Origin of the sequence: Serratia sp. OS31, assembly GCF_014164835.1 — a bacterium.
In the GTDB taxonomy this organism is placed as follows: Bacteria; Pseudomonadota; Gammaproteobacteria; order Enterobacterales; family Enterobacteriaceae; genus Serratia; species Serratia liquefaciens_A.
Genome location: NZ_JACJFQ010000002.1, coordinates 97,986 through 116,017, shown reverse-complemented (window position 1 = coordinate 116,017; position 18,032 = coordinate 97,986). Strand labels below are relative to the sequence as shown.

The 18,032-nt window shown below is 55.0% G+C and carries 16 protein-coding genes; 13 read left to right on the top strand and 3 right to left on the bottom strand.

Annotated elements, in window-relative coordinates; genetic code table 11:
- Positions 1-182: 182 nt before the first annotated feature.
- The 7 genes from H5P17_RS02820 to H5P17_RS02790 all read left to right on the top strand — a co-directional run bounded on the left by H5P17_RS02820 (position 183) and on the right by H5P17_RS02790 (position 8,552).
- Positions 183-1,022: a winged helix-turn-helix domain-containing protein gene (locus tag H5P17_RS02820; protein ID WP_182821124.1), complete on the top strand. Its 840-nt coding sequence runs from the start codon at positions 183-185 to the stop codon at positions 1,020-1,022.
- A gap of 204 nt (positions 1,023-1,226) precedes the next feature.
- On the top strand, positions 1,227-1,856 hold the full coding sequence (locus tag H5P17_RS02815; RefSeq protein WP_182821122.1) for a LuxR C-terminal-related transcriptional regulator: 630 nt from the start codon (positions 1,227-1,229) through the stop codon (positions 1,854-1,856).
- A gap of 463 nt (positions 1,857-2,319) precedes the next feature.
- Complete coding sequence (locus H5P17_RS02810; RefSeq protein ID WP_182821120.1) at positions 2,320-2,907, top strand: common pilus major fimbrillin subunit EcpA; 588 nt, start codon at positions 2,320-2,322, stop codon at positions 2,905-2,907.
- A 79-nt stretch (positions 2,908-2,986) separates the two neighbouring features.
- On the top strand, positions 2,987-3,649 hold the full coding sequence (locus tag H5P17_RS02805) for a hypothetical protein (protein WP_182821118.1): 663 nt from the start codon (positions 2,987-2,989) through the stop codon (positions 3,647-3,649).
- Between the two features lie 140 nt (positions 3,650-3,789).
- Positions 3,790-6,252, top strand: a complete 2,463-nt coding sequence (locus H5P17_RS02800) for a CS1-pili formation C-terminal domain-containing protein (RefSeq protein WP_255477854.1) — start codon at positions 3,790-3,792, stop codon at positions 6,250-6,252.
- A complete protein-coding gene (locus H5P17_RS02795; protein WP_182821116.1) occupies positions 6,242-7,876 on the top strand; it encodes a hypothetical protein in 1,635 nt (544 codons plus the stop codon). The genes H5P17_RS02800 and H5P17_RS02795 overlap by 11 nt, the downstream gene beginning before the upstream one ends.
- Before the next feature lie 10 nt (positions 7,877-7,886).
- Positions 7,887-8,552 carry a fimbria/pilus periplasmic chaperone gene (locus H5P17_RS02790; RefSeq protein ID WP_182821115.1) on the top strand — a complete coding sequence of 222 codons (666 nt, stop codon included), beginning with the start codon at positions 7,887-7,889 and terminating at the stop codon, positions 8,550-8,552.
- Positions 8,553-8,559: 7 nt separating this feature from the next.
- Here the strand turns inward: H5P17_RS02790 and H5P17_RS02785 are convergent, their stop codons facing one another.
- Complete coding sequence (locus tag H5P17_RS02785) at positions 8,560-10,026, bottom strand: HAMP domain-containing sensor histidine kinase (protein WP_182821113.1); 1,467 nt, start codon at positions 10,024-10,026, stop codon at positions 8,560-8,562.
- Between the two features lie 3 nt (positions 10,027-10,029).
- Positions 10,030-10,743, bottom strand: coding sequence for a response regulator transcription factor (locus tag H5P17_RS02780; RefSeq protein ID WP_044549251.1), 714 nt, complete (start codon positions 10,741-10,743; stop codon positions 10,030-10,032).
- 150 nt (positions 10,744-10,893) lie between these two features.
- On the opposite strand from H5P17_RS02780, the gene H5P17_RS02775 reads away from it, so the two are divergent.
- The 4 genes from H5P17_RS02775 (at position 10,894) to H5P17_RS02760 (ending at position 13,223) form a co-directional block, all read left to right on the top strand.
- Positions 10,894-11,505, top strand: a complete 612-nt coding sequence (locus H5P17_RS02775; protein ID WP_182821111.1) for a cytochrome b/b6 domain-containing protein — start codon at positions 10,894-10,896, stop codon at positions 11,503-11,505.
- 10 nt (positions 11,506-11,515) lie between these two features.
- On the top strand, positions 11,516-12,304 hold the full coding sequence (locus tag H5P17_RS02770) for a molybdopterin-dependent oxidoreductase (RefSeq protein ID WP_182821109.1): 789 nt from the start codon (positions 11,516-11,518) through the stop codon (positions 12,302-12,304).
- Between the two features lie 58 nt (positions 12,305-12,362).
- Entirely contained in the window at positions 12,363-12,683 is a 321-nt protein-coding gene (locus H5P17_RS02765; protein ID WP_182821107.1) for a pentapeptide MXKDX repeat protein, read from the top strand.
- Between the two features lie 69 nt (positions 12,684-12,752).
- Positions 12,753-13,223 carry a YkgB family protein gene (locus H5P17_RS02760; RefSeq protein ID WP_182821105.1) on the top strand — a complete coding sequence of 157 codons (471 nt, stop codon included), beginning with the start codon at positions 12,753-12,755 and terminating at the stop codon, positions 13,221-13,223.
- 47 nt (positions 13,224-13,270) lie between these two features.
- Here H5P17_RS02760 and H5P17_RS02755 read toward each other — a convergent pair whose 3' ends face one another.
- The gene (locus H5P17_RS02755; protein WP_182821103.1) at positions 13,271-15,310 is read right to left on the bottom strand and encodes a choline transporter; all 2,040 of its coding nucleotides are present in this window, start codon (positions 15,308-15,310) and stop codon (positions 13,271-13,273) included.
- Between the two features lie 414 nt (positions 15,311-15,724).
- Here H5P17_RS02755 and betI point away from each other — a divergent pair, with 414 nt between their 5' ends.
- Both betI and betB read left to right on the top strand, forming a co-directional pair.
- Complete coding sequence (gene betI, locus H5P17_RS02750; RefSeq protein ID WP_044549259.1) at positions 15,725-16,321, top strand: transcriptional regulator BetI; 597 nt, start codon at positions 15,725-15,727, stop codon at positions 16,319-16,321.
- 20 nt (positions 16,322-16,341) lie between these two features.
- Positions 16,342-17,814: a betaine-aldehyde dehydrogenase gene (betB, locus tag H5P17_RS02745; protein WP_182821102.1), complete on the top strand. Its 1,473-nt coding sequence runs from the start codon at positions 16,342-16,344 to the stop codon at positions 17,812-17,814.
- The last annotated feature ends 218 nt before the right edge of the window (positions 17,815-18,032 follow it).

The following is an 18,032-nucleotide window of genomic DNA, read 5'->3' as shown; positions in this document are numbered from 1 at the left end:
CTTATGAGAAAATTCTTATATCAAATACGATAAAATGTAACACATCCATTTTGTGGCGTTAATTGATTTTCATTCCGATTGGTAGCTGAGCTTGAATAATTAACCTGATTAAATGTCGCTTAATATTTTATTAACATTTAACGCCTGGCGATAAATAGTCACTAGAGTGAAACCTGTGAAAAATGAAATATAGATTAAATGACCATATCATTTTTGATGTGGATACGGGGTCCTTGAGCCCAACGGGGTTTTCTGATGATCCCATCTCGATTTCTAATCCGTCTAAGCGGTTACTGCTGCTATTGATTATGCATCATGGTGAAGCCGTCGGGCGTGAGGTGATATTCAAGAAGGTTTGGGATGATTATGGGATGGTTTCTGGAAACAATAATCTTAACCAGTGCGTGAGTAAATTACGCCGGGTCATTAAAAATTTGGGTATTGAAGAAGAGGTGATTGCGACTGTCCCCAAGGTCGGTTTTATGTTGCGTTACGAAATAATCGTTGAGTCCTGTGAAGCCCAGGAAGACCGTTTTTCCGACGCAGAAATACCTGTGGCCGCACGCCCGAACGCTCAGCAAGAATTATCCCCGGCGCCTGGCGAAACCGCCGTTACCCAGGCTGTTTATGCCGGTTATTCCCGACGCTGGTGGGCGGTGGCCAGCGTGGTGGCGCTGGGCGTGATCATGTTGGTGGTTGGGATTACGAGCTATCTCAGTGGTTCTGCGCCCCGCCAGGAGGTTTACCTTGGCAAGGTCAACAGCTGCAAGGTGTTTATGTCGATGCCCGGTACCTCGGCCGCGGTCAGTGCTGGTCTGAACCGTGACATTCTGGCCTATGCCGGCCCGCAGACGGCAGAATGCAGCGGTGATGAATTCCTGTTGGTGGTGCGCAGCAATCAGGTGCGCTCTTACATTTCCGGTATTTCCCGGTTGTTTTTTCTACGCTGTCGCATTTTGCGTGAGCACCGGGTTGAAATTTGTTCAGGTCTCGAAAGCGACAACGCTGTAATTACCCATTAATCATCGATCGGTGTCAGGATGAACGCCACCCCGGGGGAAAGGAATATGCCGCCAAATTTATTGTCTTGATATTAAATACTTAACTTCGACCATCTGGTTAATAATGCAGCATTTATCTGGCTCTGGCCTTATATTCTGTTAGCCTGCGATGTTCAGCACTTTCGCATCAACCGCTATTTTTATACCTCATTATGGTAATAGATTATGAAGAATATCTCTTTCAGGGAGGACATTCTCTTTTTCGAACCCAACCCATGGGTGAGAAAAGGATTACGGGCTCTTATTGATCCCGACCCCATGCGCTATCAATTTGTCTACAGTATCAGGGAAATAGAGGCCTTACTTAAGGTGAATGAACAACAAATCCTCATTATGGAACTGTATAATGAAAATGAGAGTTTGTATGATGTATTACATTTCATTCTAACCATAAATGATATTTGGCCAAAGACATCCCTGATCATATTTACGGGCGTGACCAACGCCAGCATATTGGCCATTCTGGAAGCCGAAACTCATTTATCCCTGGTAGCAAAAGAAGATCCGCTGGATTGTTTGGTTGAAGCGATAGAGGTTGCCGGCAACGGAGACAGATACTGCAGCCCAGGCATTCAGACGGCGCTGACCTCGTCAGTAGAACCCCTTTCCCGCAGCGAATGGCGAATATTGGCGATGATGATTGCCGGCGGAAATCCACGTCATATTGCCAGCGTGACCCATCGAAGTTGCAAAACGGTCAGTAGCCATAAGTTGAATATCATGCGCAAGCTGGGCCTTAATCAGGCCGGTTTTATGCGCCTGATTTTGGCCTTCAGAATTCAACATCCAGTTTAAGAATTAACCGCCGGTCTGTCATGGCAACTCGCTGCACCGGCGGCTTAATACTTTACCATCGGGGAGTTTTCCCTTATTCACCCGCCTCACTGCCAGATGAATTGATCTGCATCAAATTAAACATCCTACAAAAATAAAACGGCCGCGCTTATTTTGCTCTGGCGTAATGGCGCATTTTATATGCTTATTTTGGCGTTGTATGGCTGACAAAAACAACAAGCGTTTTGTCCTTGAATAAGTTCTGACTTGGTTTTTTTAACTTAATGAAAAGGTTATAAATATTAATATCAGAATATAAAACTAAATATTTATCAATTGATAGTTAATGATTCTTTTTTGATCTGATGCGGTTACTCTTTTCTCCGTCAAGCAGACTGGCTAAAAGCACTCATGTAAGTGGCTGGTTAAGGCACGTCACGCTAATGGACGCACAATCATATTTAAAGTTGAAGGGAGTTTTACCATGAAGAAAATTACACTGGCTTTGGCAATCATTTCCGCCTTCGCTGCGGTCAGCACTGCTCAAGCCGCCGACGTGACTGCTCAGGCGTTGGCTACCTGGTCTGCCACTGCAAAAAAAGACACCACCAGCAAATTGGTTGTTACCCCCATTGGCAGCCTGTCTTTCAACTATGCGGAAGGCATCAAGGGCTTTAACAGCCAGAAAGGTCTGTTTGACGTGACCGTGGAAGGGGACGCTACGGCAACCGCTTTCAAACTGACCTCCAAACTGGTTTCCAACACCCTGACTCAGCTCGATACCTCGGGTTCAACCCTGAATGTCGGCGTGAACTACAACGGTGCAGCGGTAGAGAAAACGGCTGAAACCACCATGATCGACACCTCTGCCGGTATTCTGGGCGGCAATCTGAGCACGTTGTCCAACGCGTACAATAAGGCTGTCCGCACCAGCGCGCAAGACCAGTTCACCTTCACCATCATTGGCGCCACCTCTGACGGTACCACCGCCGTGACCGACTTCAGCACCCTGCCGGAAGGCATCTGGAGCGGTGACGTGAGCGTGGAATTCAACGCCACCTGGACCGCTTAATCCCGAGTCACCGGTTTAAAGCAGGGGGGCAACCCCCTGTTTATTCCCCACCGCTGAAGAACGCCATTGGAATACCGTCATGAAACGATCCTCTCTCGTCGCTCTCCTGCTGCTGTCTCAACCCGTTTTCGCGCTCGATGTCGGTGAGATCAGCTCGTTCATGCACAGCGATAGCGCGCGTCTGAGTAAAGAAATCAGGAACACCACCGACAGCGGTCGTCTGGTGAACATAAAAATCGAGCGAATTTCCAGCCCGCTGGAGTCCGGCACCGTGGTTCCTATGGGTAGCAAGGATGAAATGTTGCTGTCGCCGGCCAGCCTGATATTGCCGGCCAATGCCAGCGACGTGATCCGTTTCTATTACAAAGGCCCCAACGACAACCAGGAACGTTATTACCGCATTGTCTGGTTCGATCAGGCGTTGAGCGATGCGGGGCAAAACTCGGCTAAACGCAATGCGGTGGCGACGACTTCAGCACGCATTGGCACCATTTTGGTGGTGGCGCCACGACAGGACCAATTCAACTATCAGTTTGCCAACGGCCAGATCAAAAACACCGGCAACGCCACGTTCAAGGTGGTGGCGTACGGCAACTGCCGCGACAAGAAAGAGGGCAATGACTGCAAGGAAAACTATTTCGTCATGCCGGGCAAGGAGCGCGGCTTCACCAAAGTGAACGTCGGTGAGAAGAAAGGCCGCGTGGCGCTGTGGCACGGCGAACAGTTTATCCCAGTGAAATAGCGCATTGCGGAACCCACGGCAAAGCCTATGCGAAAGGGAACTCATAACCAGAATTCAAGGAGTGGGAAGTGAAAGGTGCGCTGGATGATGTGCTGTTGAAAACCTTGTTTGCCGCTGGCGCGATCGTACTTCCTGCCGTGATGCTGCCTGGTCAGACGACAATGGCTGCCGGGCTGACCCAAATTGATGGCGTGCTGATCCCGCAGACCTTCAGTCTGGCGTTGCGCGAAGGCATGAGCATCCCACTGTTGTTGCACTTCGAGAAAAATAGCGGTGTAAAAGACGATCGTCGTATCGGTCACGCTTTCTTGTACCTGGATAACGACCAACTGAAAATCCGTCAGATTACGCTGGAAGACGGCGACGAAGGTACGCCGCTGACCGCGGAAACCGTGACGCAGCTACAGGCGTTGCAGGAAGTCGCTTTTGATCGGCAGCAACGTATTGCCCTGACGCCGGACGCCTGGTTGGCATTGGATTTCCGTCAGCTTAATTTGCAGCTGGTGGTAAAAGAGAGCGCGATGGGAACCCTGTTGCGTGCACGTTCCAGCGACATCGGCGCTTCGAGCGTCAATGCTCTCAGCAGCACGCTGGATTACAACCTCGGCGTTTACGATAACCGCACCCGGGCCAGCGAGGGCAATACCTCCAGCTACCTGTCGCTCAACAGCGTTACCGCGCTGCGTGAGCACCATGTGGAAGTGAACGGCTCGGTTTATGGCATCGGCAGCGGCGACGAGAATGCTACGCTGTACAAGGCGATGTACGAGCGCGATTTTGCCGGTCGCCGCTTTGCCGCCGGCATGCTCGACAGCTGGAACCTGCAGTCGCTGGGGCCGGTCACTACCATCAACTCCAGCAAGATCTACGGTCTGTCCTACGGCAACCGTGCCAACTCTACCGTCTTCGATAACAGCCAGTCGCTGACGCCTATCGTGGCGTTCTTCCCTTCTGCGGGGGAAGTGCATTTGTCGCGCGAGGGGCGGCTGCTCAGCGTACAGAACTTTGCCATGGGCAACCATGAAGTGGATACCGGTAACTTGCCTTACGGCATTTATGATGTCGAAGTCGAAGTGGTGGTCAACGGCAGGGTGGTGGATAAACGCATGCAACGGGTCAATAAATTGTTTAGCCCCAATCGTGGTGCCAATGCGCCGCTGGCCTGGCAGTTTTGGGGGGGAATGATCCGAATGGACGATTGGCGCGGCGATGACCAACGTCAGCGACCGGCAAAAGATTCTTATCTGCTTGGCGTATCGGCCACCGGCAATGCGCAAAACCTCAACTGGGCGCTGTCCGGCTACTCGTTTGACAGCAACGCCGTCGGTGAGAGTCGTATCAGCGTGCCGCTCACCGAGTCGATTCAGTTTAATGTGCAGAACATGGCCGCATCCGACAGCTCCTGGAGCCTGGTCAACAGCGTCAGTGCCGCACTGCCCGGTGGTTTCAGCAGCCTGTGGGTCAATCAGGAAAAAACGGTGATTGGCGACAGGCTGTTGCAAAACGATGCGCATAACCGCGCCATCGGCGGAACGATGAACTTTGGCGCCCTGTGGTCGCCGCTGGGAAGCCTGAGCCTCAGTTACAACGACGATAAAAAGAACAACAGCCATTACTACAACGCCGATTACTACCAAAATGTGTTTACCGGCCGCTTTGGCACGCTTGGCGTACGCGCCGGCGTACAGCGCTACAACAACGGCGGCTACAGTTCGAATACCGGCAAATATATTGCGCTCGATTTCTCTTTGCCGATGGGCAACTGGCTGAGCGCCGGTGTCTCTAACCAGAACGGCTATACCACCGCGAATCTGGCGGCACGCAAGGACATTCAAAACGGCCCGATCCGCACACTCGGTGCCAACCTGTCGCGGGCGATCTCCGGTGATACCCATGGAGACAACAGCGTTAACGGCGGTGCCTATGCGCGCTTTGATACCAAGTATTCCGTCGGTACGATCAACGTCAGCAGCTCCGCCGACGGTTATGTCAATTCAAGCCTGTCCGCCAGCGGCAGCGTGGGTTGGCAGGGGCGCGATATTGCGGTCAGCGGCAGAAACGAGGGCAATGCGGGCATCATTTTTAATACCGGTATTGAAAACGACGGCATGCTGACCGCCCGGGTCGACGGCCGGACGGTGAAGCTGACCGGCAATAAAAACTATGTGCCGCTGTCGCCGTACGGTCAGTACGAAGTGGAGTTGATGAATAATAAAAACTCGGCGGAAAGCTTCGACATTGTCACCAAACGCAAGAGCAAACTGACGCTGTATCCGGGTAACGTGGCGGTGATCACCCCTGAAATCAAACAGATGGTGACGGTATTCGGTCGCATCAAGGCTGAAGACGGCACCCTGCTGGCCAATGCCTACATCAAAAACCATATCGGCCGCACCCGCACCGATGATAAAGGCGAATTCATTATGGACGTCGATAAGAAATTCCCGGTTATCGACTTTACCCACAGCGGCAACCAGAGCTGTGAAGTGGATTTGGATCTGAGCAAGGCGCAGGGCGCCGTGTGGGTGGGGGACGTGGTCTGTACCGGGCTGAAAACCTATGCCGGCAATCTGCAGGCGGGAGAAACGATCAATGAAGGCTAATATTGCGCTGCTGCTCATGCTGTGGATGGCGTTGCCGTTACACGCGGCGGTTACCGTCACCAACTGGCCGAATGCCGCGACGGTGAAGTTCGTGTTCGTTGAAAATAACGCGGACGACAATTTTTTCGTCACCCCATCCGGCGTGCTGGATCCGCGCATGACCGGCGCCAACAAGTGGACCGGGCTGAAATACGGCGGCTCCGGCACCATCTATCAGCAAAGCCTCGGTTATGTGGACAATGGCTACAACACCGGCCTGTCGGCGAACAACCGCTTTGACATGTGGCTGGAGAATGCGCCAATCAAGAATCCGTTCCTCGGCCTGCGCTGCATTAACTGGTATGCGGGCTGTAATATGGACACCAGCCTGATCCTGCCGCAAAGCACCGATGAAAAGGGTTTTTATGGCGCGGTGGTGACGCCGGGCGGCGCCAAATGGATGCACGGCATGATGTCGCCGAGCTTCTACCAATACTTGCAACAGATGGCCCCCGGCGATGCATTCAGCATGCAGATTAACAGCTGCCAGACTTCGGCCACTTATGATGCCGGCGCTGGGGGGCGGTGCCAGAACCAGGCCAGCGGCAACTGGTACAAGCGCACCGTCACCCACAGCAAGGCTGCCCATCTGCGTTTTATTAATACCAACGCGGTGTCTGAAGTGTTTGTGAACAGTGACGGGGTACCGATCATCGGCGAGGGCAATGCCGACTGCAAGAACCAGACTATAGGCGCGCGCTCCGGCATCATGTGCAAAATGGTCAGCTACGATCTGCAGACCGACGGCAGCGTCAGCAATACCTCGATCCACGTGTTTCCGGCCATTAACCATGCGGCGCTGTCCTCGGCGGTGAACGCCGCCGACCTGCAGTTCAGCCTGAACGGCAACAGCTGGAAAAACACCTCGGGTACCGGCAGCTATTACACCTTTAACGAGCTGAAAAGCAGCAACGTCATCTACGTCTTTTTCGCCAGTAACTTCTTTAAGCAGATGGTGAAACTGGGGATCTCCGACAGTGGCACTCGCGACCTGATTAACTTCCGTTTCCAGAACACCACTTCGCCGGAGTCCGGCTGGTATGAGTTTTCCACCTCCAATCAGCTGATTATCAAACCACGTGATTTCAGTATCAGCATCATTTCTGACGATTATGACAATACCCCTCATCGTGAAGGCTACGTCGGGCCGGCGGAACCGCCGTTGGAGTTTGGCTATATCGTCACCACCAGCGGCAAAACCGCTGCCGATGAGGTAAGGGTGATGGCGACGGGCCCGACACAGGCGATCAACGGGATTAACTATTGCCTGTTCTCCTCGGCGGATAACATCACCAGGGTGCCTTTTCCGGCCACGCTCAGCGTGACCACCAGCACCAACGGTCAGCAGAGCTATGACGCCGGCTGCGACGGGCAGTGGCATGACATGACCAATGCGTTATGGAGCAGTACGCCGTGGAACGACATTTCCGGTGAGGTAGGGGTATTAAACAAAACCCGGGTGACATTCAGTATTCCGATGAATAACCCGATCTCGCTGAAAACGGTGGACGGTTCAGGTTGGTACGGTGACGTCAGCGCCGCCGGGGAGATCCACGTTGAAGCCACCTGGCGCAATATCAACTAGGGGAAGGGCCGTGAGAAGCTTGCTGTTCTGGCTGCTGTGCCTGCCGTTTCACGCTACTGCGATTAACGTCGGCACCCTGACGTTTGCGATGGATCAGGACCAATCGTTCACCGCCAAGCGCGTACTGAACAATAACCGCAGCGCGCGTATTTATCAGGTGACGCTGCGTGCCATTGACCGACCGGGAGAAAGCGAAACCCGGAGCAAACCGGCCGATGGCGAGCTGCTGTTTGCCCCTCGTCAGCTCCAGCTGCAGGCGGGGCAGGGCGAGTATTACAAGTTCTTTTACCGCGGGCCACAGGATAACCGTGAGCGCTATTACCGGGTGTCATTCCGAGAAATCCCGACCCGTTTATTCGATCCTGCAGGGCAAAAGGCGACTGGCGTGACGCTGGAGCCGATCGTGGTGATGGACACTATTTTGGTAGTGCGGCCGCGTCAGATCAATTTTGCCTATCGGCTCGATACGCAGCGCGGCACCCTCACCAATACCGGCAATACCTACTTTAAGTTCCTGCTAAAGCCCGGCTGCGACAGCACCGACGAACAGGGAATAACCGAGTACCTGCGCCCTGGCGATACGCTGACCCATGCCGGCATTCGCCTGAAAGGTCAGAAATTTATCATCTATAACGACAAATTTATCAGCATCGATAAAAGCTGCCTAAACGAGTAATAACGCGCTAGCGCAGCGGGATTGAGAAGCGGAAACAGGCGCCGCTTTGCGGCCGCTCAACCAGTTGGATATCGCTGTCGTGCAACAGCAAAATGCGCCGCACGATCATCAATCCCAGTCCGCTGGCATGGCGGCGCGCGCTGCTCAGAATCGAAGGCCGAACGAACAGATCTGCGCGCAGCTCCTGCGGGATACCGGGGCCACTGTCGTTAAGCTGAACCAGCACCTTGCCCGCCTGCTGCCACAGGCGCACTTCAATCTCGCCCCCCTGTGGCGTGTGACGAATAGCGTTGTCCAGCAGGTTGGTCAACACGCGTTCAATCATGCTGACATCGGCGAACACCAATGGGATGCCCGGCGCGATATCGGCCAGCAGCCGTTGCTGACGAGCCTCAGCCGCCAGCTCGAACTTCTGGAACACATCCTGCACCAGCTCGCTGAGCGAGAATGGCTCTTTCTGCGGTTTCACCACGCCATACTCCAGCCGCGCCAGTTCGAACAGCTCCTGCGCCAGCCGGCCGACCTTGCGGCTCTGCGCCAGCGCGATCTCCAGATAGCGTTGGCGATCGTTTTCACTCAGGCTGGCGGATTTTACCGAAAGCGTTTCCAGATAGCCGTGCAGCGAAGTCAGCGGGGTACGCAGGTCGTGCGAAATATTGGCGATAAACTCGCGGCGCTGTTGGTCCTGCTGCGAAAGCGACTGCCACTGTATGGCGATGCGTTGCGCCATGCTGTTGAAGGCTTGCTGCAGCCGGCTGACCTCGTCGCGCCCGGCGGCGTTGACCGGCAGCGCGGCATAGGCCTGAACCGCTGCGATACCGCCGCTGTTCAGTTCACTGACCTGGCGCGTAAGGCGACGGATAGGCCGGGTGACCCAATAGAAAGCGAATCCGCCGGCCAACAGGCTGAACAGCACCATCAGGCCCGATGACCATAGCGCCATGGAAACCGCAGAGCTAAACAGCGCGTTGCTGGCCAGCGCGTCGTAATCTTCGCCCAGCAGTACCACGTACAGATAGCCTTCAACCTGGCCATTGACCTTCAGCGGTGCAGCGCTGAACACTTTCCTGGCACTCAGGTTGCGCGGATCATCGCCGTAAACCGGCATGCTGGCCCCATCGAGCAAGGCCTGCAACGGCAGCAGATCCACTTTCTGGCGTTTCAGATGACCGACCGGCGCGGCGTTGCCAATGATGTTGCCCTGTTTGTCGAGCAGGTAGACCTCAACGCTGGGGTTTACCGCCATCAGCTGATCGAACAGGCTGTGAACCGAGGGGGCGTTCAGCCCATTTTGCCCCAACAGCGGGTTACTGTCGGCAATGTGCTGCGCCAGATTACCGGACAGCCGCTGGATCACCGCCTGGCTGTACTGGGTACTGCTGCGCACCTGCATCCAGCCGGATATGGCACAGCTGACCACCATCAGCAGTGCGAAGATCAGGGTCAGACGTTGCGTTAACGTAAGATTTTTCATGGTTCACTCTTGCGGCGCTGCCGCGAATTTGTAGCCCATACCCCACACGGTGAGGATGCGCTCGGGTTCCGCCGGGTTGGTTTCAATCTTGATGCGCAGCCGGTTGATGTGCGTATTCACGGTGTGCTCATAACCTTCGTGCTGATATCCCCACACCTGGTTGAGCAGGCTCAAGCGGGAAAAGACCTTGCCAGGGTGTTTGGCAAAAAAATACAGCAGGTCGAATTCACGCGGCGTCAGGTCGATGGCTTGATGATTCAACAGCACTTCACGCGCAATCGGGTCGATGGTCAGCCCGTCAAAACTCAGCGTGCCGGCGTCCATCCTCAGGTTGCGGCTCATGGCTTCCTGGCGGCGAAACAGCGCTTTAACCCGGGCCACCAGTTCCAGCATCGAAAAGGGTTTGGCGAGGTAGTCGTCGGCACCGAGTTCCAGCCCCAGCACGCGATGTACTTCACTGGATCGCGCGCTGGTGATGATGATCGGCGTGTAGCGCGTCATGTTGCGCGCGCGGCGGCAGATCTCCAGCCCATCGATCCCCGGCAGCATCAAATCGAGGATCAGCGCGTCCCAGCCACCCTGTTCCAGCATCGCCATACCCAGATTGCCATCGGCGGCATGGCTGATGTCATAACCCTCGTCGCGCAGATGTAACTGCAGCAGCTCCGCGATATTGCCGTCATCCTCGACGATTAAAATTTTCTTTGGCTTTTCCATTCTCTCACCGCTGATTGCCAGTCCTTAGTGAAGTCTACACAACCGCCGGAGCCGGAGTTATCACATTTTATTTAACTTTGCGTGAGGTCTTGGGGAACAAATCGGACGGATACTCAGCCCATCGAAACCGCCACCGTCAGGAGAGACACCATGACCATGTCCATTACGCCGGAGAAACCTGCGCTGATTCACCCGCTGTGGCTACGCCTGACGCACTGGCTGAATGCGTTGGCGATGCTGATTATGGTCACCAGCGGTTGGCGTATCTACAACGCTTCACCGTTGTTCAACTTCAGTTTTATCAATGAGCTGACGCTGGGCGGTTGGTTGGGTGGGGCGCTCCAATGGCACTTCGCCGGCATGTGGCTGTTTGGGCTCAACGGGCTGTGCTATTTGCTGATCAATCTGTTCAGCGGTCGTCTGAAACGCAAATTCTGGCCGCTGAGCCCGAAAGCCTTGTTGGGTGATTTGCTGGCGGCGCTGCGAGGCAAACTCGGTCATAGCGATTTGCGTCATTACAACATGGTGCAGCGAGCAGCCTATCTGTTTGTGATGGTAGCAGGCGTAGTGATGGTGATGTCTGGCCTGGTGTTGTGGAAGTCGGTGCAATTTCCGCTGCTGCGCGAATTGCTCGGCGGCTATGAAGCGGCACGTTATATCCACTTTTACGCCATGTCGGCGCTGGTGGGGTTTGTAGTGGTGCACCTGGTCATGGTGGCGCTGGTACCACGCACGCTGCTGGCCATGCTGCGCGGACGTTAAGGAGAACCTGATGAAAAAAGATAAACCCGCTATCAGCCTGAGTGAAGGCCGAGAAATCGTCAGGGAAGCACAGCAGTTGCTGGCGCGCCAATTGGCCTCCTCTTCACGCCGCCGTTTTCTGCGTAACGGGTTGACGCTCGGTGGCATTGCGATGCTCACCGGCTGCGATCTCAGCGACAACACCCATGTGGAACAGGCGCTGAGCCGTATTTCGCGCTTTAACGACCGGGTACAAGGGTGGCTATTTAACGCCGACCATTTGGCACCTGTGTATGCCGAGTCGCAGATTACGCGTCCGTTCCCGTTCAACGCGTTTTACGCCGAAGAAGAAGCGCCGGATATCAATGGCGAGGACTATCGGCTGGAGGTCAGTGGCCTGGTGCTGAATAAGCAACCCTGGACCTTGCCGCAATTGCACAGCATGACGCAAATCAGCCAGGTGACGCGCCATATCTGTGTTGAAGGCTGGAGTGCCATCGGGAAGTGGGGCGGCGTACCCTTTGCGCAATTTTTGCAGGCGATCGGCGCGGACCTGAGCGCCAGCTATGTCAGCTTCAAATGTGCCGACGATTACTACACCAGCATCGACATGGCCACGGCGCTGCATCCGCAAACCATTATGGCGCTGACTTACGATGGCAAGATCCTGCCGCGTAAATACGGCTATCCGATGAAGCTGCGCATGCCAACCAAGCTCGGTTACAAGAACCCGAAACATATTCAGGTCATAGAGGTCACCAACCGCTTTCCCGGCGGCTACTGGGAAGATCAAGGTTACAACTGGTTTGGCGGCAGCTAACGGCTACCGCAACCGTCCCCGGCACACTGGTGCTTTTTAAATGAGAAAAGGAAATACCATGAAAAAGTTATTCGCAGTAATGATGTGTAGCGCGTTGATGTTAGGTTCCCTCGGTGCCAGCGCCGCCGACACCATGGGCAAAGACGCGATGAAAAAAGACGGCATGAGCCAGATGTCGCACGAGGGTATGGCCAAAGACGGCATGAAAAAAGAGTGCATGGGCAAGGATTGCATGAAGAAGGACGGCATGGGCAAAGATGCCATGAAACACGACGGCATGAAGAAAGACAGCATGGGTAAAGATGCCATGAAGCATGACGGCATGAAGAAAGACGGTATGGGTAAAGACGCAATGAAAAAAGACGCTATGGGGCAGTAAGCCACCGCGCCCCGCAGCCGGATGGCCGCTGGTTTAATCCCGGCTGCGGGCAGCACAACGGGAGGGACGATGGTTCAGACAATGTGGCTGCAGCGCTTTAAGCGCTCGAACTGGGACGTGGCCTTTATGCGGCTGGCGCTGGTGGTGATCTTCGCCGCTTTCGGCTATGCCAAGTGGTTTGATTATGAAGCGCAGGGGCTGGTGCCTCTGATTGGTAATAGCCCGCTGCTGGCCTGGATGCACGATGTGTTTGGCATTCGCGGTGCCAGTTATGCGTTAGGAGCTGCCGAGTGGAGCTTTGGTCTTTTGCTGCTGGCCGGTTTTTGGTCGCGACGTTTGGGGCTATTGGGGGCGGTGGGATCGACGCTGACTTATCTGACGACCCTGACGCTGATCTTCTCTACGCCGGGTGCCTGGGAAGCTTCGGCCGGTGGCTTTCCGGCGATGGGCGGAGCCACCAGCTTTCTGCTAAAGGATCTGGTGCTATTGGCGGGGTCGATACTGCTGCTAAAAGCCGACTTGCCTGACGATATGTCGTAAAAAAGGGCGCAGTTTTTAAACTGCGCCCTTTGTCCGTGTTGGACGGATCACATATCCGGGAAGGTCAGGGTATTGCCCGGCGCCTCACGGTGGATATGCACAAAGTTCAGGTGTTTCTCATACTGATCGAGAATATCGCCGATCACCTGCTCTTTGCTGTAATCCATCAGGTCATTGCCCTGGGTGCCTTCCATCAGGAAGGTTTCCAACCGGTAGTAATGCGACTTGCCGGAGCGGGCGCGATAGGTAAAGCCCGGCACCGAATAACGCTGTGGCCAGATCTGGTAGATGAAGTTCTGCTCTTCGCCCAGATGCACCAGCAGTTCCAGATGGCTCAAGCGCTCATCTTCGGTCGGTGGCACCTCACTGAATTCAACTTTGGCACCGCGCAGTTCCAGCTCACGCGCCACTTCTTGCATCGCCGGTCGGCAACGGGTATCCAACATTTTCTGCGTGTATTGAGTACCAGGGTAATTCATCACCCGCGACAGCCGCTGTTTCCAGTTGAGCACGTCATTGCTGGACACCGGCATTGGCGCGCTGGTGTTCAGCGCGCTGGCCTTGCGGTAATCCTCTACCCGCAGCGATTTATACAGGCCGGCCATCACGAAGAAGATCACAAAGCTGAATGGCAGGCCCATGATCACCGTGGTTTTTTGCAGCGCGGGCACGCCGTCGGTCATCAGCATGCCGATGGTCAGCAGGCCAATGGTTATCGACCAGAAAATTCGCAGCCAGTTGGGCGCATCGTTGTTGATGTCGCTCAGACGCGAGGTGAAGTTACCCAGCACCAGAGAACCGGAGTCTGCCGACGTAACGTAGAACAGCAGGCCGGTGATGGTCGCCACCGAGGCGCTGAAGGTGAAGCCCGGATACTGTGCCAGCAGGCTGTAGAAGCCACGTTCCGGATACTGCATCACTTCCTGCGCGAAAGCGGCATTGCCGTGAATGATCTGGTAAAGCGCGCTGTTGCCGAAAATCGACAGCCACAGCAGGGTGAACACGAAAGGAATAATCAGCGTACCGACCACAAACTGACGGATGGTGCGCCCACGCGAAATGCGCGCCAGGAACAGACCGACAAAAGGTGCCCAGGCTACCCACCAGGCCCAGAAGAACAGGGTCCAGTTGTTCATCCACTCCACCGGCCGGTCGAAGGCGAAGCTGTTAAGGGTCATCCCCATAAAGCGGTTAACGTAGTCGCCAACGTTGAGCACCAGCGCATTGAGCAGGAATTCGGTATCGCCGAAGAACAGCACGAACATGATCAGCCCCAACGCCAACAGTACGTTGAGCTCCGACAGAATGCGGATGCCTTTGTTAACGCCCGAAGTCACCGAAATGGTCGCCATGATCACCGAAAGCAGGATCAGCGCGGCCTGAACCGTCAGGTTTTCCGGAATGTGGAACAGCACTTTCAGCCCGTAGTTTAACTGCACCACGCCAATACCCAGCGTGGTGGCGATGCCGAAGATGGTGCCCAGCACGGCCGCAATGTCTACGCTGTGGCCGATCGGGCCGTTGATGCGTTTGCCAAAAATCGGGTAGAGCGCCGAACGGATGGTCAACGGCAGGTTATAGCGGTAGCTGAAGTAGCCGAGGGCGATGCCCATCAGCGCATACATCGACCAGCCGGTCAGCCCGTAGTGGAACAGCGTCCACACCATGGCCTGGCGGGCGGCTTCCATCGTCTGGCCCTGGCCTTCCGGTGGCATCATATATTGCGTCACCGGTTCGGCGACCGAGAAGAACATCAGATCGATGCCGATGCCGGCGGCGAACAGCATCGCTGCCCAACTCATCAGGCTGAATTCGGGTTTCGACTGTTCTGGCCCGAGCTTGATCGAACCGAAGCGCGAAGCGGCGATAAACACCACAAATACGATGTACAGGGTTGCGGCCAGCAGGTAATACCAGCCGAAGGTGGTTGAAACCCAATTCAGGGTGCGGGTGATCCATCGCCCGGAGAAATCGGTAAAAAAGATGGTCATCAACGAGAAGGCCAGGATCAGCCCCGCTGAGGTAAAGAAAACCACCGGATTAAGGCCATCCTGTTGTGGTTTTGAGGAGGTTTCGCGTGTTGTCATCGTCTTCCTCTGTTTTTTTAACAACTGAGTAAAATCGTGCCCACACACCAGCCTGAACGGACGCATCGGCGCCGCCCGGAAAAGTGCGGATATAAAGCCGCGGCAATCGCTGTTCTGCTTGCCAAAGATTGCCGCTTTGCTTGTTAACGAAACGGAAAATCGTTTCGTGGTGGGAACCGCTTACAGACACTGATTTTGGTCAGATTCGTTAAATACCTCACAAAAATCAGCCAGTTCCACAACCGAAAAGTACATATTTGTAACCAAGCGGTAATAAAATATATGCAATTTTTATTGAACGTTCAATCAAAAAAAAGTTTAATAGTGAGCATGAAGACCAAGTTCAGCAGGTGAAAAGGCCATGAAATCACACCGCTGAGACGAGGCCGAGGTCGGTTTTGTGAGAGTCGAATTATGCCAAAGGTAGGAATGCAGCCAATCAGAAGGCAGCAGTTGATAGATGCCACGCTGGCCGCGGTGAATGAAGTGGGAATGCATGACGCCACCATCGCGCAGATAGCGCGGCGGGCCGGGGTTTCCAACGGCATCATCAGCCATTATTTCAAGGACAAGAACGGCCTGCTGGAAGCCACTATGCGCTATCTGATTAGCCATCTGGGCGAGGCGGTGAAGCTGCGGCTACAGGCGTTGAGCGACCAGAGCCCGGCATCACGGCTGCAGGCGATCGTCGCCGGTAACTTCGACGACAGCCAGATCAACAGTGCGGCGATGAAAACCTGGCTGGCGTTTTGGGCCAGCAGCTTGCACCAGCCGCAGCTTAATCGGCTGCAACAGGTGAACGGCCGTCGGCTGTATTCCAACCTGTGTGCCGAATTTAGCCGCCAGCTGCCGAAGGCGCAGGCACGACTGGCAGCCAAAGGATTGGCGGCACTGATTGACGGCCTGTGGCTGCGCAGCGCGTTGCGCGGTGCGGCGTTCAACCAGGCGCAGGCGATCGCGCTCACGACCGAATACATTACGTTTCAACTCCGGGGGCAAACGCCACCCTGAGGACAACCCAAGGAGAACCTATGTCCCGTTTTGGCTTACAGAAGCTCTATATTAATGGTGCCTATGTAGACAGTACCGATGGAAAAACTTTCAACGCGGTGAACCCGGCGAACGGCGAAGTGGTTGCCGAGATCCTGTCCGCCAGCGCTGAAGACGTCAACCGTGCGGTGGCCAGTGCAGCCAGCGGACAAAAAGTGTGGGCGGCGATGACGGCTATGGAACGTTCTCGTATTCTGCGTCGTGCGGTGGATATTCTGCGCGAACGCAACGACGAACTGGCCGCGCTGGAAACCCTGGATACCGGCAAGGCCATGTCGGAAACCACGGCGGTGGATATCGTTACCGGTGCCGACGTACTGGAATATTATGCGGGTCTGATCCCGGCGATCGAAGGCCAGCAGATCCCGCTGCGTGACAGCGCCTTTGTTTATACCCGTCGTGAGCCCCTGGGCGTGGTGGCCGGTATTGGCGCCTGGAACTACCCGATCCAGATTGCCCTGTGGAAATCCGCACCGGCGCTGGCGGCAGGCAACGCGATGATCTTCAAACCCAGTGAAGTCACCTCCCTGACGGCGCTGAAGCTGGCGGAAATTTACACCGAAGCCGGTTTGCCGGACGGCGTGTTCAACGTGGTCACCGGCAGCGGCGCAGAAGTCGGCCAGTACCTGACCGATCACCCGGGCATTGCCAAGGTATCCTTCACCGGCGGTGTGAAAACCGGCAAGAAAGTGATGGCCAATGCCTCCGGTTCGACGCTGAAAGAAGTCACCATGGAACTCGGCGGCAAATCCCCGCTGATTATTTTTGACGACGCCTGCCTGGATCGCGCCGCCGATATCGCCATGATGGCCAACTTCTACAGCTCCGGCCAGGTGTGCACCAACGGGACCCGGGTATTTGTCCCCGCAGCGTTGCAGGCGGAGTTCGAAGCCAAAATCCTCGAGCGCGTTAAGCGCATTCGCCTGGGGGATCCTACCGATCCACAAACCAACTTTGGACCGCTGGTCAGTTTCGCGCATATGGAGTCGGTATTACGCTTCATCGAAAGCGGCAAGAAAAGCGGTGCTCGCCTGTTGTGCGGCGGCGAACGTGTGACTGAGGGTGAATACGCCAAAGGGGCCTATGTGGCGCCGACGGTATTTACCGACTGCGATGATGAGATGGAGATCGTGCGCGAAGAGATCTTTGGGCCGGTCATGAGCATTCTCACTTACCACAGCGAAGAAGAAGTGGTACGCCGTGCGAACGACACCACCTTCGGCCTGGCTGCCGGGTTGGTGACCAATGATCTGACCCGGGCACATCGGGTAATCCACCAGTTGGAGGCCGGCATTTGCTGGATCAACACCTGGGGTGAATCCGCGCCGGAAATGCCGGTCGGCGGGTATAAGCAGTCTGGCGTCGGCCGTGAAAATGGCCTCAGCACGCTGGAACATTACACCCAGGTCAAATCGGTGCAGGTCGAGCTGGGCGAATATATTTCCATCTTTTAAATATCCCCGTCGTCTTTCAAGCTACAGCGTTGTTGGCTGCGAACGCGGACCCCAGTCACTTACTTGAGTAAGCTCCTGGGGTTCCACGCCCTTGCCGCCTAGCTGTAACTCGAAATCCATAGGGGATAATCCTTTTTTGCATCCAAAACTGCATTGATATATTCAGCATGCGGTATTCAAGCCATTCGCTTTATTCAGGCATCTCTATATTAAGGAGA